At 64.7% G+C, this 20269-nt stretch carries 16 protein-coding genes and 1 tRNA gene; 7 read left to right on the top strand and 10 right to left on the bottom strand.

Translation table 11 applies throughout. The annotated features are described in order from the left end of the window. The first annotated feature begins 7 nt into the window (after positions 1 to 7). The gene (locus I2488_RS15395; RefSeq protein WP_246465701.1) at positions 8 to 2635 is read left to right on the top strand and encodes a TonB-dependent receptor; all 2628 of its coding nucleotides are present in this window, start codon (positions 8 to 10) and stop codon (positions 2633 to 2635) included. Positions 2636 to 2822: 187 nt separating this feature from the next. Here the strand turns inward: I2488_RS15395 and I2488_RS15390 are convergent, their stop codons facing one another. The 8 genes from I2488_RS15390 to peaA form a co-directional block, all read right to left on the bottom strand. Next, positions 2823 to 4850 carry a tetratricopeptide repeat-containing sulfotransferase family protein gene (locus I2488_RS15390; RefSeq protein ID WP_196276692.1) on the bottom strand — a complete coding sequence of 676 codons (2028 nt, stop codon included), beginning with the start codon at positions 4848 to 4850 and terminating at the stop codon, positions 2823 to 2825. A 9-nt stretch (positions 4851 to 4859) separates the two neighbouring features. Beyond that, entirely contained in the window at positions 4860 to 5543 is a 684-nt protein-coding gene (gene qhpE, locus I2488_RS15385) for a subtilisin-like serine protease QhpE (protein ID WP_196276691.1), read from the bottom strand. Beyond that, a complete protein-coding gene (locus I2488_RS15380; RefSeq protein WP_196276690.1) occupies positions 5536 to 7233 on the bottom strand; it encodes an ABC transporter ATP-binding protein in 1698 nt (565 codons plus the stop codon). Before I2488_RS15380 ends, qhpE begins: the two co-directional genes overlap by 8 nt. Next, positions 7230 to 8177, bottom strand: a complete 948-nt coding sequence (locus I2488_RS15375; protein WP_196276689.1) for an NAD(P)/FAD-dependent oxidoreductase — start codon at positions 8175 to 8177, stop codon at positions 7230 to 7232. Before I2488_RS15375 ends, I2488_RS15380 begins: the two co-directional genes overlap by 4 nt. A gap of 107 nt (positions 8178 to 8284) precedes the next feature. Further along, positions 8285 to 9373, bottom strand: coding sequence for a YncE family protein (locus I2488_RS15370; RefSeq protein ID WP_196276688.1), 1089 nt, complete (start codon positions 9371 to 9373; stop codon positions 8285 to 8287). A gap of 46 nt (positions 9374 to 9419) precedes the next feature. Next, complete coding sequence (qhpC, locus tag I2488_RS15365; protein ID WP_144902617.1) at positions 9420 to 9746, bottom strand: quinohemoprotein amine dehydrogenase subunit gamma; 327 nt, start codon at positions 9744 to 9746, stop codon at positions 9420 to 9422. Further along, positions 9743 to 11197 carry a quinohemoprotein amine dehydrogenase maturation protein gene (gene peaB, locus I2488_RS15360; protein ID WP_196276687.1) on the bottom strand — a complete coding sequence of 485 codons (1455 nt, stop codon included), beginning with the start codon at positions 11195 to 11197 and terminating at the stop codon, positions 9743 to 9745. Before peaB ends, qhpC begins: the two co-directional genes overlap by 4 nt. Next, positions 11194 to 13002 carry a quinohemoprotein amine dehydrogenase subunit alpha gene (gene peaA, locus I2488_RS15355; RefSeq protein ID WP_196276686.1) on the bottom strand — a complete coding sequence of 603 codons (1809 nt, stop codon included), beginning with the start codon at positions 13000 to 13002 and terminating at the stop codon, positions 11194 to 11196. The genes peaB and peaA overlap by 4 nt, the downstream gene beginning before the upstream one ends. 294 nt (positions 13003 to 13296) lie before the next feature. Between peaA and I2488_RS15350 the strand changes: the two genes are divergently transcribed. After that, positions 13297 to 13370: transfer RNA gene (locus I2488_RS15350), tRNA-Gly, on the top strand. 183 nt (positions 13371 to 13553) lie between these two features. Here the strand turns inward: I2488_RS15350 and I2488_RS15345 are convergent. Next, the gene (locus I2488_RS15345) at positions 13554 to 14447 is read right to left on the bottom strand and encodes an SMP-30/gluconolactonase/LRE family protein (RefSeq protein WP_196276685.1); all 894 of its coding nucleotides are present in this window, start codon (positions 14445 to 14447) and stop codon (positions 13554 to 13556) included. A gap of 198 nt (positions 14448 to 14645) precedes the next feature. Between I2488_RS15345 and I2488_RS15340 the strand changes: the two genes are divergently transcribed. From I2488_RS15340 to I2488_RS15325, 4 genes are all read left to right on the top strand, one after another. Further along, a complete protein-coding gene (locus tag I2488_RS15340) occupies positions 14646 to 15287 on the top strand; it encodes a TetR/AcrR family transcriptional regulator (RefSeq protein ID WP_196276684.1) in 642 nt (213 codons plus the stop codon). Positions 15288 to 15424: 137 nt separating this feature from the next. Beyond that, a complete protein-coding gene (locus I2488_RS15335; RefSeq protein WP_246465700.1) occupies positions 15425 to 16798 on the top strand; it encodes an aromatic ring-hydroxylating oxygenase subunit alpha in 1374 nt (457 codons plus the stop codon). Beyond that, positions 16795 to 17289, top strand: coding sequence for a VOC family protein (locus tag I2488_RS15330; protein ID WP_196276683.1), 495 nt, complete (start codon positions 16795 to 16797; stop codon positions 17287 to 17289). The genes I2488_RS15335 and I2488_RS15330 overlap by 4 nt, the downstream gene beginning before the upstream one ends. A gap of 27 nt (positions 17290 to 17316) precedes the next feature. Beyond that, on the top strand, positions 17317 to 18144 hold the full coding sequence (locus I2488_RS15325; RefSeq protein ID WP_196276682.1) for an SDR family NAD(P)-dependent oxidoreductase: 828 nt from the start codon (positions 17317 to 17319) through the stop codon (positions 18142 to 18144). A gap of 39 nt (positions 18145 to 18183) precedes the next feature. Here I2488_RS15325 and I2488_RS15320 read toward each other — a convergent pair whose 3' ends face one another. Further along, positions 18184 to 18894 (bottom strand): SDR family NAD(P)-dependent oxidoreductase, encoded by a 711-nt coding sequence (locus tag I2488_RS15320; protein ID WP_196276716.1) that lies wholly within the window; start codon positions 18892 to 18894, stop codon positions 18184 to 18186. Between the two features lie 161 nt (positions 18895 to 19055). Between I2488_RS15320 and I2488_RS15315 the strand changes: the two genes are divergently transcribed. Next, the gene (locus tag I2488_RS15315; protein WP_196276681.1) at positions 19056 to 20267 is read left to right on the top strand and encodes a toxic anion resistance protein; all 1212 of its coding nucleotides are present in this window, start codon (positions 19056 to 19058) and stop codon (positions 20265 to 20267) included. Positions 20268 to 20269: the final 2 nt, after the last annotated feature.

Raw genomic sequence — 20269 nt, 5'->3', positions numbered from 1 at the left:
TCTGGGCATGACCACCATTCTCTCGACCATGGTCCTGCCCGTCGTAGCCCGCGCGGCCGAAGAACCGCAGGAAGCCGTCGCTCCGGCCGCCGAGCCGCAGGCTGCGGACGACCAGGGTCTGGGCGAAATCGTCGTGACCGCCACGCGCACCGCCACTTCGATCCAGAAGGTGCCGATCTCGATGCAGGCCCTGAGCGCAGACACGCTCGGCCAGCGCCAGGTCAAGGGCCTGACCGACTTCGCCTCGCTGCTTCCTTCGGTGACCTTTGCCGGCATCGGCCCGGGCCGCAATACGCCTTACTTCCGTGGCATCGTGCCCGCAGGCGGCGGTCGTGAATCGGTCGGCTACTACATCGACGACATTCCGATCACCGGCACCGGCCTGCCCGACATCATGGCCTATGACCTCGAGCGCATCGAAGCGCTGTCCGGTCCACAGGGCACGCTCTACGGTGCAGGCTCGCTCGCCGGGACGATCCGCTTCATCACCAAGAAGCCCAAGCTCGACAAGTTCGAGTTCGGCTACGATGCCGAAGTCAACAAGTACGGCAAGGGGGATTTCGGCGGCCAGTACCAGACCTACATCAACATTCCGATCGCCGACAATCTCGCCGTCCGTGCGATGGGCTTCTACCGCCGCGATGGCGGCTACATCGACAACACGCCCAACAACGGCAAGTTCAACGACGGCCGCCCCTCGGTGCTGACGCTGGGCGACAACAACCCGAACACCAGCTTCACGCTCGACAACTCGGCGATCGCCCAGGACGATTACAACACCATCGAAGGCTACGGTGGCCGCGTCCAGGTGCTGTGGCAGCCGTTCGACGGCTGGGACATCATGCCCCAGATCACCGCGCAGAAGCAGATCGCCAATGGCTACTTCGGCTTCGACCCGCGCGTCGGCGACCTTCAGGTCCACGACTACGACAAGACCAGCCAGAACGACAAGTTCTACCAGGCCGCGCTCAGCATCCACGGCCACATCGGCGATTTCGATCTCGTCTCGGCCACCGGCTACTACCAGCGCCAGATCAAGCTGCTGAACGACTACACCTACTACACCGTCACCTATGACGGCTTCGGACCTGGCTACGAAAACTACCTGCAGTTCTTCAGCAAGAACGGCTGCACCGGGACCGGCGCCTCGCTCAAGTGCAGCAGCCTGATCAATCCGACGCAGTTCTACAGCGGGCTTCGCAACGAGAAGAAGTTCACGCAGGAAGTGCGGCTGACCACCCCGAAGTCGTGGCCGTTCGACGTGACCATCGGCGGTTTCCTCCACCACCAGACCAACGACATCAACAACGACTACGGCATCCACGGCCTGGCCGACATCGTCGGCTATACCCGGTCCGGCGGTGGCGACAGCAACCCGGCGGGCTTCGGCATTCCTGTCAGCCAGGGCGGCACCATGGTGCTAGGCTCTCCCGCGGTGAAGCGCGATGCCTTCTACCTGACCGAACAGACCAACCACTGGAAGGACTACGCGGTCTTTGCCGAAGGGCACTACAACATCACGCCCGAACTGAAGCTGACCGGTGGCATTCGTTACTTCTGGACGCGCTATGACGTGACCGGCTTTGCCGGCGTTGCGGCCTCGGCCCAGAACGCGCCGTCGATTTTCCTGCCGACGAACTCGGTGGGATGCCCGCTGCCGCTGCCGGCGGAGCGCCTGCAGTGCCGCAACATCAACCGCCTCGATCCGCTCAGCATCGGTCGTTATCGCGAGCAGGGCGAAACCCACAAGGTTGCGCTCAACTGGCAGTTCCAGCCCGACAAGATGATCTACGCCAACTACTCGACCGGCTTCCGTCCGGGTGGTTACAACCGTCCGCTGCGTATCCGCGCAACCGCGACGCTTCCGGGCGTGGTCGTCGCCGCGCCGCCGTTCAAGTCCGAAGAGCTGACCAACTTCGAAATCGGCTTCAAGGGCACATGGAACAACATGTTCCGCCTCAATACCGCGATCTACCTCGAGAAGTGGAACAACATCCAGTACGGCGTGGTCGTGGCTGGCGCACAGGGGGCGGGCTACACCGGCAACGCCGGCAAGGCCGAGGTCAAGGGCATCGAGTACGACGCCGACCTGAAGCTCGGCAAGGTCACGATCTCCACCTCGGGCGCGTTCAACGACGGCAAGCTCAAGGGCGACTTCTGCAACTTCGTGGCAGACCGCGCGGCGCTGACCATCACGCAGCTCGCGACCTGCGCCGTCGGTACGCCGGTTCCGGGCACCAATGGCCAGACCTCCTCGGTCGCCGCCATCGACGGCACCCGCCTGCCGCGCCAGCCGAAGTTCAAGGGCACCACGTCGGTGCGCTATGACGGCGATTGGGGCGACAAGGACTTCTACGTCCAGGGTGCGGCGCTCTACCAGACCGGTGCGACGCAGGACCTCAACGTCGACCAGAACGCGCTCTACGGCAATACCCCCGGCTTCGTCAGCTTCGACTTCTCGGCCGGTGTTAAGACCGAAAGCTGGACGCTCGACGTGTTCCTGCAGAACGCCTTCGACAAGCGCGGTCAGCTGACCAAGAACACCTTCTGCTCGATCGACTTCTGCTCGGGTTCGTCGCGTACCTTCATCATCAAGCCGCAGTTCTTCGGCATCCGGTGGGGCCAGAAGTACTGAGCTTTCAACCACTTTACCCTGCGTAAGGCACCTGGCCCCCACGGGAAACCGTGGGGGCTTTTTTGTGGGCACAACTTGTGCGTCCCCGCGCAGGCGGGGACCTCGGTGTTGTCACGGAACATTGGCGTAAACCGACCGAGGCCCCCGCCTGCGCGGGGGAGCAGAATACTCTTGGTGATCGGGTTAATCAGCCCGCAGGCGCGTCCGGATAGCTGGCCAGCACAGGCCCCAGCGCCGCCTTCAATGGCCCCAGCCACGGCTCATAGGGCTTCCACGCCTCCAGCCCGTCCCTGAAGATCGGCTGGCGCACCTGTTCCGAACTCGCCGTGCGCACCGCGCGTTCGGTCTTGTAGAATTCGAGGCAGGCGGGATCGAAGGGCACGCCGATGTAGTCGAGCAGGCGCCGCACCTCGGCCTCGGTGTCCGCCACCATGCGCTCGTAGATCACGCGATGGACATGGCTCGGCACTTGCGCATCCCAGGCCGCCATCAGGCCGACGTAATCGCGGTAATACTGCCCGATGTCCGAGAGGTCGTAAGTGAAGGTCTGCCCGCGCGCGAAGTGCTGTTTCCAGCCCGAAAAGCAGCACGAGAGCGGATGCCGTCGCGCATCGACGACCTTGGCATTGGGCAGGATCAGCCGGATCAGACCGACGTGCTGCCAGTTGTTGGGCATCTTGTCGATGAACAGCGGCCGGTCGGTCTGGCGGTGGACGCGGGTGCGCTCGATGTATTCCTCGCCCAGCCGCAGCCGGTCAGCGGGGGTGAGCGATGCGATCATCGTGGCGAAGTCGGCGAACTCGCCTTCATCGACCCGCGATTGCAACCGCGCGCCGATCATCATCATCTCGGGCAGTTCCATCGTGCCCTCGATCAGCGGGTGGCTCGCCATGATCTGCTCGACCAGCGTGGAGCCCGAGCGCGGCAGGCCGACGACGAAGATCGGGTCCGGGGCAGGACAGCCGCCGTCTCCCATGCTGGCGACGAACGCCGCGGTGAAGGTCTGCTTCGCCGCCTCTACGTCGGCCGAGAAGGCATCGGCATCGTGCAGGATCATCGTCCGCCGCAGGGCATTGCCCTTGTCGTAGTGCGCGAAAGAAGCGGCGTGATCCTTGGCGTCCTCGAGTGCCTTGCCGAGCGAGAAGTGCAGGTGGAACACGTCCTCCTTGCGCTCCTCAGTCGTATCGGCAAGCGAGGCGAGGGCGGCTTCCATAGCGACGATGTCTTCGCTGCCCAGCTTCACCGTCTTGAGATTGGCGAGGCTCCACCACGCCTCGCCCATCGTCGGCTGGCGGGTAACGGCGGCGCGGTAGGCTTCCACCGCCTCGCCCTGTTGCCCAAGCGTCTTGAGCACGTGACCGAGATTCTGCCAGACCTGCGGCTGCTCCGGATCGTCAGCCAGCAGGCCGCGATAGAGCCCTGCCGCCCGCTCCTGATGCCCCAGCCGCACCAACACCGATGCGAGGATCAGCCTGTGTCCGGGCGAGGGGATCGGCGAGCCTTGCAGCACTTCGGCGTGCTCCAGCGCCTCGGGCAGGCGGTTGGTCTGGAGCAGCAGGCGGATCAGGAAATCCCGCGCCAGATCAAAGCCGGGAGCGAGCGCCACGGCCTTCTTCACACGCTCGATCGCGGGCGTCATCTCGCCCTTGCGCCAGGCCACTTCGCCGTGGAGGCGCAGGGCCGGTGGATCGTCGCTCTCGCGCGCCAGCCGCTCGGCCAGCATCCGGTCAGCGCCATCGAGATCGCCGTCCTGCACTGCCACCGCCGCATTCAGCAGGCCGGTGTCGCGCGAGGAGGCATGGACGCCCGAAAGGTCCGCCCGCCACGCTTCGTCAGCGCGCCCCGCCTTGCGCAATTGCCGCGCAAGCAGGAACCAGCCTCCCGCGACCGATGGCTGCAACTGCGTCAGTGCCTGCAGGGCGGCAATGGCGCGCGGGGTGTCCTTGGCTTCGGCAGCGGCTTGGCCCAGTTCCCACAGTACGGCGGGCACCCGGCCATTGCCCCGCGCCAAGGCATCGAGCCTGACGACAGCCTGCTTGCCCTTGCCCATCCTGCGCAGCGCGCGGGCGGCGAGGAATTCAGCGGGCGGGAAGCCTGGCGCCTGCCGCAGCACCGCCTCTGCCACGGTCAGCGCCTTGTGCGGCGCGCTGGCCAGCAGGGCTTCTCCCTCGGCGAGGGCTTGCTGGGGCGAGGGCGCGCGCAATTGCTGGATCATGGCGCCAGCCTAATCGGCAGCGGCCCCTTGCGGTGTACGCAATTCGGCGCAAGCGGCTATGGCCTCGGCCCGGCGCGTCAACCCGCGCGCTGCGATCCACCCGGTTACCTGCGCCACTGCAAAGCTCACGCCGTAGAGGTTGCGGCGCGGCTCAACACCGGGGATCGGGCGCGGATAGCCCGAGGCCATGACCTTGCGCTGGTCAGGCGACAGGCAAGGGACGCCGCGCGGCAGGTCCCAATCGAGGCCGACGCCGAGTACTCCCGGCAGGCAACCTGGCCAGCACGGCTGCCCCTCGGCCTCGTAGGCCGCGACGATCAGCGCGCCTTGGGCTTCCGCCTCCTCTGCCAGCAGGGCAAAGACTTCGGCATGTTGCGGATTGGGCGTGCCGAGGCTGAGGTTGATGACATCGCACTCCGCCTCCAGCGCCTGCCGGATACCTGTCGCCAGCGCGCGAGCCGAGGCGCGCAGGCCATCGCGAAAGACACGGATCGGCATGATCTGCGCCTGCGGTGCCAGTTCCTGAATCGCTGCCGTGACCGCCGTTCCGTGGCCGAGCTTGTCCAGCGTTTCGAACGGGTCGCGCAGCACCGTGCCATCGGCCAGCACCGAGCACCCCGGAAGCAGAAGCGCCGCGTCGATGTGCGGGTGCGTCGGATGCACTCCGCTGTCGATCACCGCGACTCTAGCCATGCGCCGTCACCTGCGGTTCCATCCGCGCCTTGCCGTTCTCAAGCCGGATCACATGATCGGCCATCTCCGCCAGCGCAGGCTTGTGGGTAATCACAATGAGCGTGGCGTGGGGCAGCGCGCGGCGCAGGCCCAGCGCCACGACGCGCTCGGTTTCCTCGTCCAGCGCTGCCGTCGGCTCATCAAGTATCAGCACGTCGGGTTGGCGCAGCAGCGCGCGGGCGATGGCGATGCGGTGGCGTTCGCCTGCCGAGAGGGCTAGGCCCCGTTCGCCGGTGCGGGTGGCGAGGCCCTCGGGCAGGCGCGCGATCAGCGGATCGAGCCCGGCGGCGTTGGCGGCATTGGCAATCTCCTCTGTCGAGGCTTCAGCCTTCGCAAAGGCGATGTTCTGCGCAATCGAGGCGTTGAACAGGAACGGCGCCTGATCGACCAGCAGGACGCGAGCGCGCAAGTCGGCCAGAGATACCTCCCGCAAGTCCGCCCCGTCGATGCTCACCGTGCCCGCAACCGGATCGAGGAACCGCACCAGCAGGTCCGCCAGTGTCGACTTGCCCGCGCCGGAGGGGCCGAGGATCGCCGTCAACGAGCCTGCCGGGATCGTCAGGCTTGCGCCGTCCAGCACCGGCTCGCGGCCATGGTGCATGGTCACGTTGTCCAGCCGGATCTCGCGCGCAACCAGCGGCAGCGGCCAGGGCTTTTCGGCCTCGATCACTTCGGGCGCGGTATCGAACAGCTCGAAGATGCGGGCGAGGGCGACGCGCGCCGTCGCAAGGCTCGCGGTCAGCCCCATCAAGGCCTGCACCGGGGCAAGCAGTCGGCCGTGGTAGGTGATGAACGCCACCAGCGCGCCGATGGTCATCGTGCCGTCGATGATCTGCTTCCCGCCATAGAGGATCACCGCTGCGCTCGATGCCGTGACGATCGTGCCCGGCAGTGCCCCCGTCAGGAACGAGGTCGTCTGCATCCGCAGCATTGTCGCCACGAAACCGCCGTTGGCCTTGGCAAACCGCTCCGCTTCATGCGCCTCGGCCCCCAGCGCGTTGACGGTACGCACGCCGAGGATCGTGTCGGCGAGCAGGCTGCCGATGTCCGCGCCGCGCTCGCGCATCTGGCGGGTCAGGTCGGTCATGCGGCGTTGGAAGTGGAGGAAGCTCATGACCGCGAAGGGCACGAGCACCGTGCCGACGAGGAACAGTTTCCAGTCCAGCCACAGCATCATTGCGACGGAGCCGGCAAAGAACAGGACGTTGCTCAGCACCGAAAGCAGCGTATCGCCCGCCACGCGCTGCACGTCCGAAACGTCGGAGTTGAGCCGCGACATCAGGTCGCCCAGCCGGAAACTGCCATAGAAGCGCGGCGACAGGCGCTGAAGATGGCGCAGCAGCGCCACGCGCATGTCGAACAGCATCTGCGCCGAGAGCGAGACGTAGCGGTATGACACCAGCGCGTTGACGGCAAAGCCGCCCACCGTCACGGCCATCATCAGCCCGGCAATTCGGACCAGCATCGGCCAGTCACGCTTGAGCAGCGCCTCATCGATCATCAGCTTGGAGATCCACGGCTGCGCGAGCGTCAGCCCGGTGGCCATGAGGCTGCCGAGCAGCACCAGAACCAGACGCGGCGCATAGGGCCTCAGCCACGGCCACAGCCGCTTGTAGGTGCTCCACGGCGCGATCTTGGGCGCCTCACTCATGCCGCCCGCTCGCGCCGGACAAGATCGAAGCCATGGAGCGCAAATCGCGGTTCGGGGAGCCTGGCCAGCAAGGCGGTCGTCTGCTCGTAGCCAGCCTTGGCGGCTGCGTATTGCTCATGCCACCAGCGCCCCGCACCGCCATTGGCATAGAATGGCAGCGACAGTTGCAGGTGCCGCCGCAGCGAGGCGAGCAGCAGCGAGTGGTAGTGCGTGGCCAGCAGGGCAGGGTCCTCGCCCCGTGCCAGCGCGCCGATCACGGCGGCGGCAAGGATGCCTTCCCGCGCCGCCTGCGCGGTGCCGTCGCCGCAGATCGGGTCGAAGGCGATGGCGGCGGTGCCACAGGCCAGCCAGCCAACGCCCGCCAATTGCGCCAGCATGCGGGGACTGGTGTCGAACTGGCCGCCGGCCGGCTCCAGCATGTCGATCAGCGGGCCGATCAGCGGGGCGTCCTGCGCCAGGGTCTGGGGGTTACCGCCCACGGCGAGGAGCCACGCTTGTCCGAAGCCATCGGGGATCAGGAACAGCCAGCCTGCGTCCACCGCTTCGATCCAGCAGGTGCGGGCAGGGGCGTCTGCTTTCAGGGTGACTCGCGCGGTCGTCGACAGCCGTTCGCCGAAGCGCAAGGTTTCTCCGCACGAGAACGGCGGCATTGCTTGGAGGGTAATCTTTGCATTGAAATCATTGGATTGTTGGATGTTTAGCTGCGCCCTGTCGGGCTTCGCTGAACTTCGCTTCGCTACGTTTCCCCGGGGAAACATATCAAGAACATCGGCTAGACTGTCTTCCGAAACGACAACCGCCCCGTGCGGCATCTCCACCGCCTCAGCGCTGCCCCACTTCACCACCCGCCGCTCGATCCGAGGCCTGTCGGCAAAAAGCGCCCCATTGCCGAACACGTCTCGCAGCAGTCCCAGTGCCGCATCGCTCAGCATGATCACCGGCACCGGACGCCGCAGGCCGGGCTCGCGCGCAAACGCAAACCCGGCCCGGTCCAGCAGGTGCGCGGCCGTAGCCACCGCGACGCCCTGCCCCCTCAAGAGTGCAGAGATCGTCACTGGGTAATGATCATCCCCGCGCCGGTGGTGTCGTTGCCGAGATCGATGGTCTTTACGTGCTGCAGCGTCTGCGCATCGTACATCTCGATGTCGTAGCTCGCGCCATAGATGTAGAGCAGCTTGCCATCGCCCGACATGCCGAACTGGAAGCGCGTGCGGCAGGGGAATTCGGCCTTGTTCTTGACCAGGTTGGTCGTCAGGTCGAGGTGCCAGAATTCGCAGCGCTTGTTGCCGACCTTCTCCTGCGTGACGACGGTCCAGCCTTCCTTCATGTCCTTCGACACTTGCAGGCCGGCCATGCCGCCGCCCACCGGCGCCGGGCCGATCGGGCGGAAGTCGAAGCTCTTGGTGACGAGGTCGAAGCGGCCCACGCCATAGACCTTGTTGCGGATATAGGGGTCCTGCGCCGTGAACATCGAGACGTACTGATCGGGGTTGCGCAGTGCCTCCACGCCGCCGCCGAAGCTGACGCCCTCGATGCCGGTCGCCTCGGGCTTGGAGAACTCGAGCCGGTCCTTGACCTTGAGCGAGGCGGTATCGATCACCAGCACCTTGTCGCGGATCAGGAACAGCGTGCTGCCGTCCTTGGACAGCATGTAGTTGCCGCGCCCTGCACCATTGCGCACGTCCTCGTCGGGCACGTCGGCGGTGCGGACGACCGCCTTTTTGGTCAGGTCGATCACCCCGAACATCTGCGGGCTGACGGTCCAGCGATCCTGCAGTTTCTCGAACTTCTGGATCATCGTGTAGAAGAACTTGCCCGAAGGGTCCGGCACGCCGCCGCCGAAGCGATAGCGCGTGGTCGGCGTGTTCAGGCTGAAGGAATTGACCACCTTCTTGGTCGCCGTGTCGATCACCTCGATGCCGCTGGTGGTGATCGTGGTGACGTAGATCTTCTTCTGATCGTTCGAGATGCGCATCGAAGTCGGCAGGCCCGAGGCCAGCGTGATGCGGTCCTTGATCTCGCCCGTCGCCTCGTCGACGATCAGCATCTTGTCGGGGTATGACCCCATGAACACCGTCGAGGCATGGACCGGGACGGTGCCGGCGAGAAGCGAGACGAGAGCTAACCCTAGTTTCTTCATGGGTCTGGTCTTCCGATGCAGTGAGGTCACGTGAGGACGGAAGCCCTCAAGGGAAGATGATGTCGAGGCTGCGCCAGTCCTTGGCCGCGGTCGCGCAATTGCTGGCCCAGTCGGGCGAGTAGTTGACGTGATCGGGGACCTGCACCGGCCAGAAGCAGGTGACATAGCAGTCATAAATGTCGCGCTCGGCCGGCTGGCACAGGCCCGCCGTGCCGCCGCCCGCATCGACTTCCCAGCCGGGCGAGAACGAGATCGAACAGCCCATCGGCGTGTGCATCGGCTTCTGCTGAAGCGCGATCACGTCTTCCTCGGTCGAGGCAATCGTTTCCTCGATCCGCAGAGCCTTCTTGTTGAGGGGTTTCAGGTGCTTCATGACAAGCCCTTTCGTGCAGCAAAGCGTTCAAGAAATTCGGGATTACGCTGGGCGACCGTGCCGTAGATCTTGAGGCAGGCCTCGGTCCATTCGCGGATCCAGTCGCAGTAGTGCAGGTTGGCGTGGCCGGTATCGCCGTAGCGGACGAAGGCCTCGTGATGGCAGCCACCGGCGCAGAGCGGACGTGCCCAGCAGGACGAACATTCGTACTTCGCGCCGACATGCCCGCGCGTCAGGAAGTCGGTGCGCTTTTCCTTGTCCAGCCCGGTCGTGACGTGGCCGAGCACATGGGTATCGGCATCGGTAAAGCGGTGGCAGGGTGATAGATCGCCTGACGGGCTCACGCCGACAAGGCCAAGGCCCGCGCCGCAGGGGTGGGACTTGTTGGTGCCCTGGATCAGCTCGCTGATCGTCTCCGAAACGTTGGAGAAGCCATGCATCTCCCCGCGCAAGGCGTAGGCGAGCCATTCGGCGGCGAGTTCGTGGAACGCGGCGACGACCGTGTCCATGCCCTCGTCGTCAAGCGTGTAGGCCTGCTGCCCGGAGTCGGTCACAGGAGCGAAACCGACTTCGTGGAAGCCGAGGTCGTCCTTCAAGTGGCGGTAGATGCGGATCACGTCGGTCACGCCTTCGGTCAGCGTGACGCGGGCAGTGATCGCGCGGGTCTTGTGCCCGGCGATGAGCTTCCTGAGGCGCGGTTCCATCACCGCGTAGGAACCCTTGCCGTTCTTGTAGACGCGGTGGCGGTCCTGCAGGTCGGGCGGACCGTCCATCGATACCGTGACGCCGATTGCCTGATCGGAAAGGAACTGGATGATCTCGTCGGTCAGCAGCGTCGCGTTGGTCGTCAGGCTGTAGGTCATGCGCTTGCCGACCGCAGCGGCGGCCTCGTTGGCATAGAGCACGACGTCGCGCAGCAGCTTGAAGTTCATCAAGGTCTCGCCGCCGAAGAACGTGATGTGCGGCACCTCGCGCTCGCCGGAGCTCTTGAGCAGGAAGTCGACCGAGGTCTTGGCCGTCTCCAGCGTCATGTACTTGGGCTTGCCTGCGGGCGTGGCAATCTTGTCCGCGCCGAATTCGTAGCAATAGGTGCAGGCAAGGTTGCACTGGTTGGTGACGTTCAGCACCAGCGCCTGCAACGGGTAGTCCTCGGGCGGAGCCGCCGGGGCGAGGGGAGCCTCACGGATCTCGTCCGAGACGATGCCCCGCACCGCGCGCAGCTCGCGGATCAGGTCTTCGGCATCGGCGCGCGAATAGCCCTTTTCGACCAGCGCGGCAACCATCTCGCCATAGGCCATCTGGCGTTCGCCGAGCACGGCCATGACATTGGCTGCGCCTTCATCGAGCGCGAAGATCGCACCTGCCGAGGCAAGGTAGACGAAGCCAGCGCCCTCGGCCTCGAACAGGTGGATGTCGCCGCGGCGATACTTGGGGACGAGGGCGGTGGTCACTTGGCCACCTCCGGCTGATCCCAGCGCTTGTAAGCGGGCACCGAGACGACCATGAACGCCTTGCCCTTGAGCGGCTTGCCCAGCGCGTCCTTCTCGGTCTTGGCGGTGGCGACGACCCAGACTTCGCCGTAGTTGTTGCGGCCCCACTTGCGCTCGGGGTTCGGCCCGTCGATGGCGGGCGTGAACAGCGCGGTCGGGCTGAGCTTGCCGACGTAGTTGACGTCGTCGTCGTAATAGACGGTCGGCAGTTCCTCCATCGCCCAGGTCACGTCGATGGGCCCAAGCGAAACGTCGTCCGCCGTGTATGGCTTGCCGTCGAGTCCGGCGTCATAGCCCAGCGCGTCGAACTGCTGGTAGCCGGGCGTATGCTTCTCGCTGCCGCCGAGGCGGGCGATCGCGGTTTCGGGCGTGACCTTGATGTAATCGACCTTTTTGTAGACCGGCAGGCCGGCCGCCAGGATCGATCCGCCCACGCCGACATCATGCGCGCCGACGGTGGCATCGGGGGCGACATCGACCGTGAGCACCGCCTCGGTCGGGCTGGCGGAGATGACCTTGGTCACCGTCACGCCCTTGCCAAGATCGATGTCAGAAGCCTTCAGGCCCGCCGGGAAGGCATCGCCGATCAGCTTGAGCGATGCACCCTTGCTTCCGGCCTTGAGCGCATAGGGCCAGACGGCGGAGACGGTGGGTTCGGCGGCGGCGCGGGTCAGCTTCACGTTGAAGCCGAACTCGGTGTAGTCACCCCAGAACCAGCGGCCTTCCGCGCTCTTGCGGTCGGGCGAGAACTGCATGGTCTCGCGGGTTTCGTGGTCTTGCGGTGCGTCCGGGCGGGCCCCGGCAGGGCCGCTCGACGACGTGCCGCGCCAGGAATATCCGGTGTAGACCAGGCCCTTGCCGCTGCGGGTGAGGGTCGAGCCATCGGCCAGCGATTTTAGGGTGATGGCGGTGGTGTAATCGTCATCGGCGCCAGCGGGCGTCAGCATCATCTCGCCGACATAGAGGCCCTTGCCGGGCAGGAAGGCGTTGACCAGCCACTTGCCGCCGAGCTTGGCCGAGGACTGGCGGGCCTGCCACTTCGTCCACTCGGGCGTCATCAGCGGCGCGTTCTTGTTCATGTAGTCGAGCGCGACCTCGACCGGGAGCGGCTTGGGCGCACCATTGGCGGGGACGGGCTGCGTCGGGTCTTCCACCGGCTTGCGAAACTGCGCGTCAGCCTGCGAATACATCGCGACGTGCAAGTTGCGCAGCAGGCTCCATTCCGCCTTCGAACGGCGCCACGACAGTGGCTGGGCAAAGGCGTGACAGGCGGCGCAGGACTGGCGGATCGTCTCGTTGGGAATGTTGCTTTCGACCACGATGCGGTGTTCGGGCAGGTAGGAAACCGGCTTGGCTTCCTCGGGCGAAAGGCCGTTGCTGGCCGAGAGCGAGCGGATCACCGCCTTGGCTTCGGTCGGCGTGATCGACAGGCCGTTGAGCGAGGCCATGCGCCGGATCACCTGCGCCCAGCCTTCGGGGGTGGTGCGCACATAAGAGATGCGCGAGAGGTTGCCCTTCGCATCTGCAGTATGGCAGGTGCCGCACTTCTCGACGACCAAGGGGTCCTTGATCGCGATGCCGGCCTCGGTCTCGACCGGGTTCGAAGGAGCGCGCGGCGGCTCCTTCGCGGATTGCGCCAGCACGATCGAGGCCGGGAGCGCGGTCAGGGCAAGGAATTGCAGAAGGTGCCGACGATGCGGGCGCTTCGCCCCCGTCTGGCTTACATCCGTGGCAGCATCACGGGCAGCAGTTTCGGCCAAAGTCATGGTCGCGATTTCCCCCTTGGCAGGCCGTGTCCGGAAACGAGTCGAACGCGGTGTCGAGGAAAGACTGGACAGATGTCAAAAGTTCGTCAACGCCTTTGTTTTTGCGGATGCGAAAAGGATTTTCGGCTGGATTGAAGGTGAGTCTCGCGCGTTGGAAGATCTGCGTCGATACGCAGATCACGCCCTCGCGCAGCGGCTCGCATGCAAAGGTTGACGCCCAAATGTTGACGGCTCCCCCCGGCCATGGCAGAGGCCGGCTGTCCGCAAGACGGTCCTCGTCGGCAATCGCCGCGCGCGGGTGTAGCTCAATGGTAGAGCAGCAGCTTCCCAAGCTGAATACGAGGGTTCGATTCCCTTCACCCGCTCCATCTCGCGCATCGTTGAGCAGAAATACGGCGCAGCGGGTGCCTTCGGGGAAACCTCGAGTCTTTGTGGCTCTTCGCGGCAAGCCGCTACGAGCGTGGTTCGATTCCCTTCACCGCTCCATTTCGCGCATCGTTGAGTGAAACGCGGCGCAGCGGGTGCCTTTGCGGAACTCTCGTGTCTCGCGCCTACTTCGCTCTGTTCGTCCAATTGGACAGAGCTTCGAGCCTTGTCTGCGGACCGGGGAGGCCGGGCACTTTGACCTGGATGCTCACGACCGCTCCGGCCTTCGGCGCGCTGTCATTGCCGCCGGTGGCAACGAAGAGGCGGTGCCTGTTCGTCGGGTCGAACGCTACGCTGACGATGTGCGTGTAAGGGAGGGTCAGCGCCTGGAGCGCGGTGCCATCTGGCGCGTACTGCATGAGTCGGCTCGAACTCCAGCAGGCCAGCCACAGATTGCCTTCGCTGTCGACGGCAAGGCCGTCGCTGTCCTCTTCCTCGACCAGCAGCGTTCCCGCCCCCGGCAGGCCGTCGGCACCAAGCCGGTAGCGCCAGATCCCACGCGAGGTCTCGGAGTGGTAGAGCCAGTTTCCGCAGGGGCTTGTGGCAATGCCGTTCGAGGCGAAGACGTCGCGCCTGAGGACCGTTACCTTTCCTTCGGCAGAGACGTGGAAGAACGAGCCGGGTGAGGGGGGCTCGCCCTTTTCCATGATGGAGACGAAGTCGATCGTCCCGGCAAAGAAGCCCCCGCGGCCATCGCCTTCCATGTCGTTGACGGCGATGATCGGCACGCCTTCAAGTTCGGACAGGACGGGAATCGTCGCCCCGGAGACAGGATCGAGCGCGACGATGCCGCCTTTCCCGCCGCAGAGCACGGCGCCGGATTCATCGAACACCATGCCGCCGACCCATTGCCTGCCCGGCAGCATCGTCTCGACCGCGCAGCCCTTGCGCTTGCGGTAGACGCCGCCGCCATTGAGGTCTGAAAACCACAGGTCGCCGTTTGCCATGACACGCGGCGACTCGATGAACGCGAAACCTTCGGCCACGACCTCGAACCCGAGTGCTTGCGCTTCTGGCATGTCACATCCTCCGATCCCCAATTCGCAGCGCACTATCCCGCGCGCCGAGGAACGCGTCAGGTATCGAATGTGTCAGGTGGGCGAACCGGCAGCGTAGCAATCACCGCACAAGACGGCTAATCACGCCGAGTGCCAGCCCAAAGCGATCCAGCCTCCTCAGCGGACTCCATCTCCTTCGAACGGGATCCCTTGCGGTGGATGGAAGGCAGCGAGGCCTTCTCGAAGCCGCTGCAGAACAGAAGCAGGGAGTCGCTGGGCCGCATCGTCAGAAGCGCGGTGAAGCAGTTCTCTGCCAAGGGGATCGACGCAACGCGCGTCGCCGACATCGTGGGCGAGGCGGGCGTGCCGGTCGGCACCTTCTACAAGCACTTCGCTGACAAGGAGGCCCTGCTCACCGCGATCATTGCCGGATACCGGTCGTGCCGGATGCGCGAGATCACTGCGCTGTGTACGTCCCCTGTGGCACGTGCGGCCACGCCGCGCGAGATCGTGCAGCTTCACCTCAACATCGTCTTCACGGCGTTCACGGTCGATGCCGGACTGCTGCGGCTGATCGAGCGCATGCGCCTCGAGAATCCGGACGTCCATCAGGATCAGAGCAACGCCAACGACACGGTTGCTGCGCTCGTGGCCGATCTTCTGGTCGAAAAGCTGCCGGACCGCGATCCGGAGCAGCTGCGGCGGCAGGTGCTCTATGCGCATTCGATCATACGGGGGGCCGTGGTTTGGTCGGTCCTGCCAATGGACGGGGAATATGGTCGCGGCCTCAAAGTGACCGACGGCGATTTTGCGTCCGAGGCGCTGGAGATGGCGCTGCGCTACCTCAGGATCGAGAGCTGAGCCCGGGCTCTCCCGAGATGGAACCCGCCGGGCAGCGCCAGACCTATCCTTTCTCGTAATTGACCCGAAGAGGGAGAGAATGGAGCCTTAATCAGAACATGAATTCATCTTCTTTTTCGTTTGGGAGTGGCTTATCCATGACTGACGTTCAGCAGATGATGCGCGATCGCTATCCGGGCAGGACCTGGGCCGATGTGGCGGGGCGCGATGGTGACTTGCCCGAGGTGCTGGTGCAGCAATCCAACCCGCCTCAGGACCTGCGCGACATTGCCTTTGCGCGCTACACAGATCAGCAATTCTTCGATTCCGAGATGGAGCGGATGTGGAAGCGCGTCTGGCAGTTCGCCTGCCGGGACGAGCATCTTGCCGAGATCGGGGACTACGTGGTCCACGATATCGGGCGCTTTTCGGTGCTGATCACGCGCAGCCCGGACGGGCTCAAGGGCTATTACAACTCGTGCCTGCATCGCGGCACGAAGCTCAAGCCATCGGGGGCGACCGGGTGGTCGCCCGACATCACCTGCCCGTTCCACAACTGGCAATGGAACCTCGACGGTACGCTCAAGGCCATCCCTTGCGATTTCGAATTCCCCCAGCTCGACCGGGCAAAGGCGTGCCTGCCCGAAGTCCGCGTAGAGAGCTGGAACGGCATGATCTTCGTGAACTTCGATCGCGATGCGCCGCCGCTGCTCGACTATCTCGAAGTGCTTCCCGATCATTTCGCGAACTGGGACCTGACCGGCTGGTACGTTGCCACGCATGTGCGCAAGCACCTGCCGGGCAACTGGAAGCTGGCGATGGAAGCGTTCATGGAAGCGTACCATACGCCCTACGTCCATCCCGAGATGACCCGGACGGTCGGCGACCAGAACATGCAGCACGACATCTTCTCCGACCATGTCAGCCGCGATCTGTGCGCGATGGCTTCACCAAGCCCCACCGTGACGAACCCGCCCAGCGAGCAGGAACTGCTCGACAGCATGCTCGTGGCCGACAGTGCGCTGGTCGGCGAGCGGGCGAGGGTGCCGGAGGGGAAGACCGCGCGCTGGGTCATGGCCGAGCAGCTTCGCAACCAGATGCGCGCGCGGCATGGCCTTGATTATTCGACCCATTCGGTTCCGGAGATGATCGATTCCCTGAAGTATCATCTTTTTCCGAACCTGTTGGTCTATCCGGCGCCGGGCCTGTGCCTGATCCAGCAGTTCCGCCCCGATGGCCATGACCGGGACCGGGCGATATTCGACCAGTACGTGCTTCACCCGAAGCCACGCGACGGCGATTTCGAGGTCGCCTCTGTCGAGGTCATCCGCGAGGACGAGACCTTTGCCAGCGTCGCAAGCATGGATGCCTTCCTCGCCAGCGTGCTCGATCAGGATACCGACATCATGCGGCTGCAGCGCGAAGGCATGTATGCCAGCGGCAAGGGGGCCGAAACGCTCTCGATCTATCAGGAAGCGCGCATCCGGCACCTGCACGATACGCTCGACAAGTATCTGGAGGGGGCCAAGTGAAGCAGCACCTGCAAGGCGTGCACCACGTCTCCGTCTCGGTGCCGGATATCGAGACGGCACGGAGATTCTATATCGACCTGCTGGGAGCCGAAGAGATCATGGCGGTGGAGTGGCACCCCGGCAATGCCTGGATCGATGCGATCGTCGGGATCGAGGGATCGGCGGCCAAGACCTTCATGGCGCGCCTGAAAAACATTCATGTCGAAGTCTTCGAGTATACCTCGCCGGTCTCGCCGCCGCAGGATCCCAGGCGACCGGTGAGCCGGAACGGCTACACCCACATCGGTTTTCAGGTGGACGACATTCAGGCCGTCTATGAGCGGATGGTTGCCGCCGGGCTGGAGTTCAACACGCCGCCCGATCTTTCGGTGATCGAGACCGACGCGCACGGCAACAAGACCGGCCATGCCGCGACCTATGGACGGGACTTCTTCGGAAACCTGTTCGAAATCATGGAAATCCATCCGAACGATTCCATCCCGCCGCTCTGAAGCCGGCACGACAACAGGTGAGACGCCATGGATCTTGAACTCAAGGGCAAGAAAGTCATCGTCAGTGCGGCAACGCGCGGGATCGGGCGCAGGATCGTCGAGGGCTTTCTCGACGAGGGCGCAATCGTCTCGTTCTGCGGCCGCAGGGCACGCTCTGGCGAGCCGAACCCCAGCGACAAGGAGGTCTACGCCACGCAGCTGGCGGGCGACGGCGTGGAGGATGCGGTCGAAGCATTGTCCTCGCGCGGGCAGGTCTATGGCTCGGTTGTCGATTGCGGCTATTTCGATCAGGTGACCGCCTGGGTCGAGAAGGCCGCTGCCGACATGGGCGGCATCGACATCGTCGTGTCCAATGCCAGCGCGCTTGGCGGGATACCGCGCAGCCGCAAGGGCTGGGACATCAACTACAATGTCGATCTGATGTCGGCCGTGGCGATGTTCGACACCGCCTTGCCGCATCTGAAGGCCGCAGGCGGCGGCGCGTTCGTGCAGATGTCGACCATCACCGCCATCGAGAACCACGCGTTCGGCGAATCCGGGCTGAGTTATGGGGCGATGAAGGCCGCGCTGATCAACTACACCCACCAGCTGTCGGTCGATTACATGAAGGATGGCATCCGCTGCAATTGCGTGTGTCCCGGGCCGGTGTGGATCCCCGATGGCAGCTGGGGCTTTCTCGGCACGGAAATGCCCGAATACACCGAGGCCAATCGCAGCCGACATCCCCAGGGTCGCTTCGGCAAGCCAGAGGAGATTGCCGATGCCGTGCTGTTCCTCGCCTCGGCGCGGGCTTCGTGGATTACCGGCGTGAACCTCACCGTCGACGGCGGCTTTACCCGCAACGTCAAGTATTGAGCAGGCGAGGGTTGCTGAAGCCTTGGCCGCTGCGGTTTCCTAGAAGGGCACTTCCGCACCGTCCCACGCGATCATCTTGCCGCTTTGCGCTGGTGTCAGGCTGTCGATCACAGCGAGCAGATGCCCGGCCGAGCGTTCGGGGGTGAACAGCTTTTCGGGCGCGACGCCGCGCTGGAAAGGGCGCGATAGCGGTGTGTCGACGGTGCCGGGGTGGAGGGTGACGGCCACGGCCTGCGGGTGGGTGCGGGCGAGTTCGATGGCGAAGTTCTTCACCAGCATGTTGAGCGCCGCCTTCGAGGCACGATAGGAATGCCAGCCGCCAAGGCGGTTGTCGCCGATCGAGCCGACGCGGGCGGAGATCGCGGCGAACGTGGCGGGGCGGTCCTTTGGCAGCAGGGGCAGCGTATGCCGCGCGATCAGGGCAGGGCCGATGGTGTTGATCGCGTAGAGCTCTGCCATCGCGGCGGCATCCAGCGCGCGCCAGGATTTTTCGGGGCCTTCCCCTGTTTCGCGGACCAGGCGTCCGGTGGCGACGATCACGAGGTCGAGCGGTGCGCCGATGCCTTGGCAGGCCTGCGCAATCGAGGTTTCGTCAAGCAGGTCGAAGTGGTGGGCGATGATCTTGCCCGCGCCAATGCCGCCGCTGCGCGACAGGGCGTGGACTTCGCTCATGTCTTCGCGTGCGGCGAGAAGGGTGGTCAGGGCGGCGCCGATCCCGCCGCTGGCGCCGAACACGGCGCATCGTTTCATCGTGGTCATCATGCCGTTGATGGACCTGTGGCAACGCTCCGTCGATATGGCCCAAGGCGCGGCGCTGTGTTGCGAGTATAAGACAGCTTGCGCGCGACGGCGCGACATACCATGTTGCGAGCATAGCTTTGAACGCGTTCAATTCCGAAAGTCCCAGCACGATGGCTTCTACCCCCACCGAAACCGCGACAATGACCCCGATCAGCTTGACCCCGCCCGATCCGGTGCCGGTGGTCGCGCCCGCACAGGCGGCAGGGCTAGTGCCGGTTTCAGACGAGAACCGCTCCAAGCTGGAAGCCAAGGTCGATGCCTTCGTGGCTGACCTGATCTCTGTCGACGCGCAAAGTCCGGAGTTCGGCAAGAAGGTCGATCAGCTGACCAACATGGGCCGCAAGGAGATTTCGCAGGCAGCGGGCATGTCGAACCGCTTCCTCGACCGGCCGATCCGCGCGATGGACAAGGACAGCGGCGTTGGCGCCGACCTTGCCGCGCTGCGCCGCACGATCGAGGACCTCGATCCCGGTAGGCAGGGCAACCTGTCCTCGGGCCGCAAGTTCCTTGGCATCATCCCCTTCGGCAACAGCCTGAAGAAGTACTTCGACGGCTACACCTCGGCGCAGGGCCACATCAAGGCGATCCTCGAACGCCTCGCCTCGGGCAAGGACGAGTTGCTGATGGACAACGCCGGCATCGATGTAGAGCGCCAGAAGCTGTGGGAAGCGATGGGCAATCTAGAGCAGATGATCCACATCTCCAGGACGCTCGATGCCAAGCTGGAGGAAGCCGCTGCCGATCTCGATCACACCGATCCGGCGAAGGCCAAGGCGATCCGCGAAAGCGCGCTGTTCTACACCCGCCAGCGTACGCAGGACCTGCTGACCCAGATGGCGGTGACGGTGCAGGGCTATCTCGCGCTCGATCTGGTCAAGAAGAACAACGTCGAACTGGTCAAGGGCGTCGACCGCGCCAGCACCACGACGGTGGCGGCGCTGCGCACGGCAGTGACCGTGGCGCAGGCGATGACCAACCAGCGGCTGGTGCTCCAGCAGATCACCGCGCTCAACACCACCACCGCGAACATGATCGATTCCACCGGCAAGCTGCTGCGCGAACAGACCGGCAAGATTCACGAGATGGCCGCTTCCAGCACGATCCCGCTGGAGACGCTGCAGCGTGCCTTCCAGAACATCTACGATACGATGGACACGATCGACACCTTCAAGCTCAAGGCGCTCGATGCGATGAAGCAGACGGTCGATACGCTTTCGGGCGAGGTCGAGAAGTCGAAGGGCTACATCGCGCGCGCCGAAGGGGCTGCACAGGCCAAGCTGGCAGGGCCGGACACCTCGCCGCTGCTGACGCTGGAGGGCTGAGC

It is taken from the genome of Novosphingobium jiangmenense, from assembly GCF_015694345.1.
GTDB classification, from domain to species: domain Bacteria; phylum Pseudomonadota; class Alphaproteobacteria; order Sphingomonadales; family Sphingomonadaceae; genus Novosphingobium; species Novosphingobium jiangmenense.
This window is presented reverse-complemented; position numbering and strand designations above follow the sequence as displayed.

What these genes read in the sequence shown, in the direction of transcription:
- I2488_RS15315 (WP_196276681.1), top strand. Translation starts at nt 19,056, where the DNA reads ATGGCTTCTACCCCCACCGAAACCGCGACAATGACCCCGATCAGCTTG.
- I2488_RS15380 (WP_196276690.1), bottom strand. Translation starts at nt 7,233, where the DNA reads ATGAGTGAGGCGCCCAAGATCGCGCCGTGGAGCACCTACAAGCGGCTG.
- qhpC (WP_144902617.1), bottom strand. Translation starts at nt 9,746, where the DNA reads ATGAAGCACCTGAAACCCCTCAACAAGAAGGCTCTGCGGATCGAGGAA.
- I2488_RS15340 (WP_196276684.1), top strand. Translation starts at nt 14,646, where the DNA reads ATGGAAGGCAGCGAGGCCTTCTCGAAGCCGCTGCAGAACAGAAGCAGG.
- I2488_RS15390 (WP_196276692.1), bottom strand. Translation starts at nt 4,850, where the DNA reads ATGATCCAGCAATTGCGCGCGCCCTCGCCCCAGCAAGCCCTCGCCGAG.
- I2488_RS15395 (WP_246465701.1), top strand. Translation starts at nt 8, where the DNA reads ATGACCACCATTCTCTCGACCATGGTCCTGCCCGTCGTAGCCCGCGCG.
- I2488_RS15345 (WP_196276685.1), bottom strand. Translation starts at nt 14,447, where the DNA reads ATGCCAGAAGCGCAAGCACTCGGGTTCGAGGTCGTGGCCGAAGGTTTC.
- I2488_RS15325 (WP_196276682.1), top strand. Translation starts at nt 17,317, where the DNA reads ATGGATCTTGAACTCAAGGGCAAGAAAGTCATCGTCAGTGCGGCAACG.
- I2488_RS15320 (WP_196276716.1), bottom strand. Translation starts at nt 18,894, where the DNA reads ATGAAACGATGCGCCGTGTTCGGCGCCAGCGGCGGGATCGGCGCCGCC.
- I2488_RS15370 (WP_196276688.1), bottom strand. Translation starts at nt 9,373, where the DNA reads ATGAAGAAACTAGGGTTAGCTCTCGTCTCGCTTCTCGCCGGCACCGTC.
- qhpE (WP_196276691.1), bottom strand. Translation starts at nt 5,543, where the DNA reads ATGGCTAGAGTCGCGGTGATCGACAGCGGAGTGCATCCGACGCACCCG.
- peaA (WP_196276686.1), bottom strand. Translation starts at nt 13,002, where the DNA reads ATGACTTTGGCCGAAACTGCTGCCCGTGATGCTGCCACGGATGTAAGC.
- I2488_RS15335 (WP_246465700.1), top strand. Translation starts at nt 15,425, where the DNA reads ATGACTGACGTTCAGCAGATGATGCGCGATCGCTATCCGGGCAGGACC.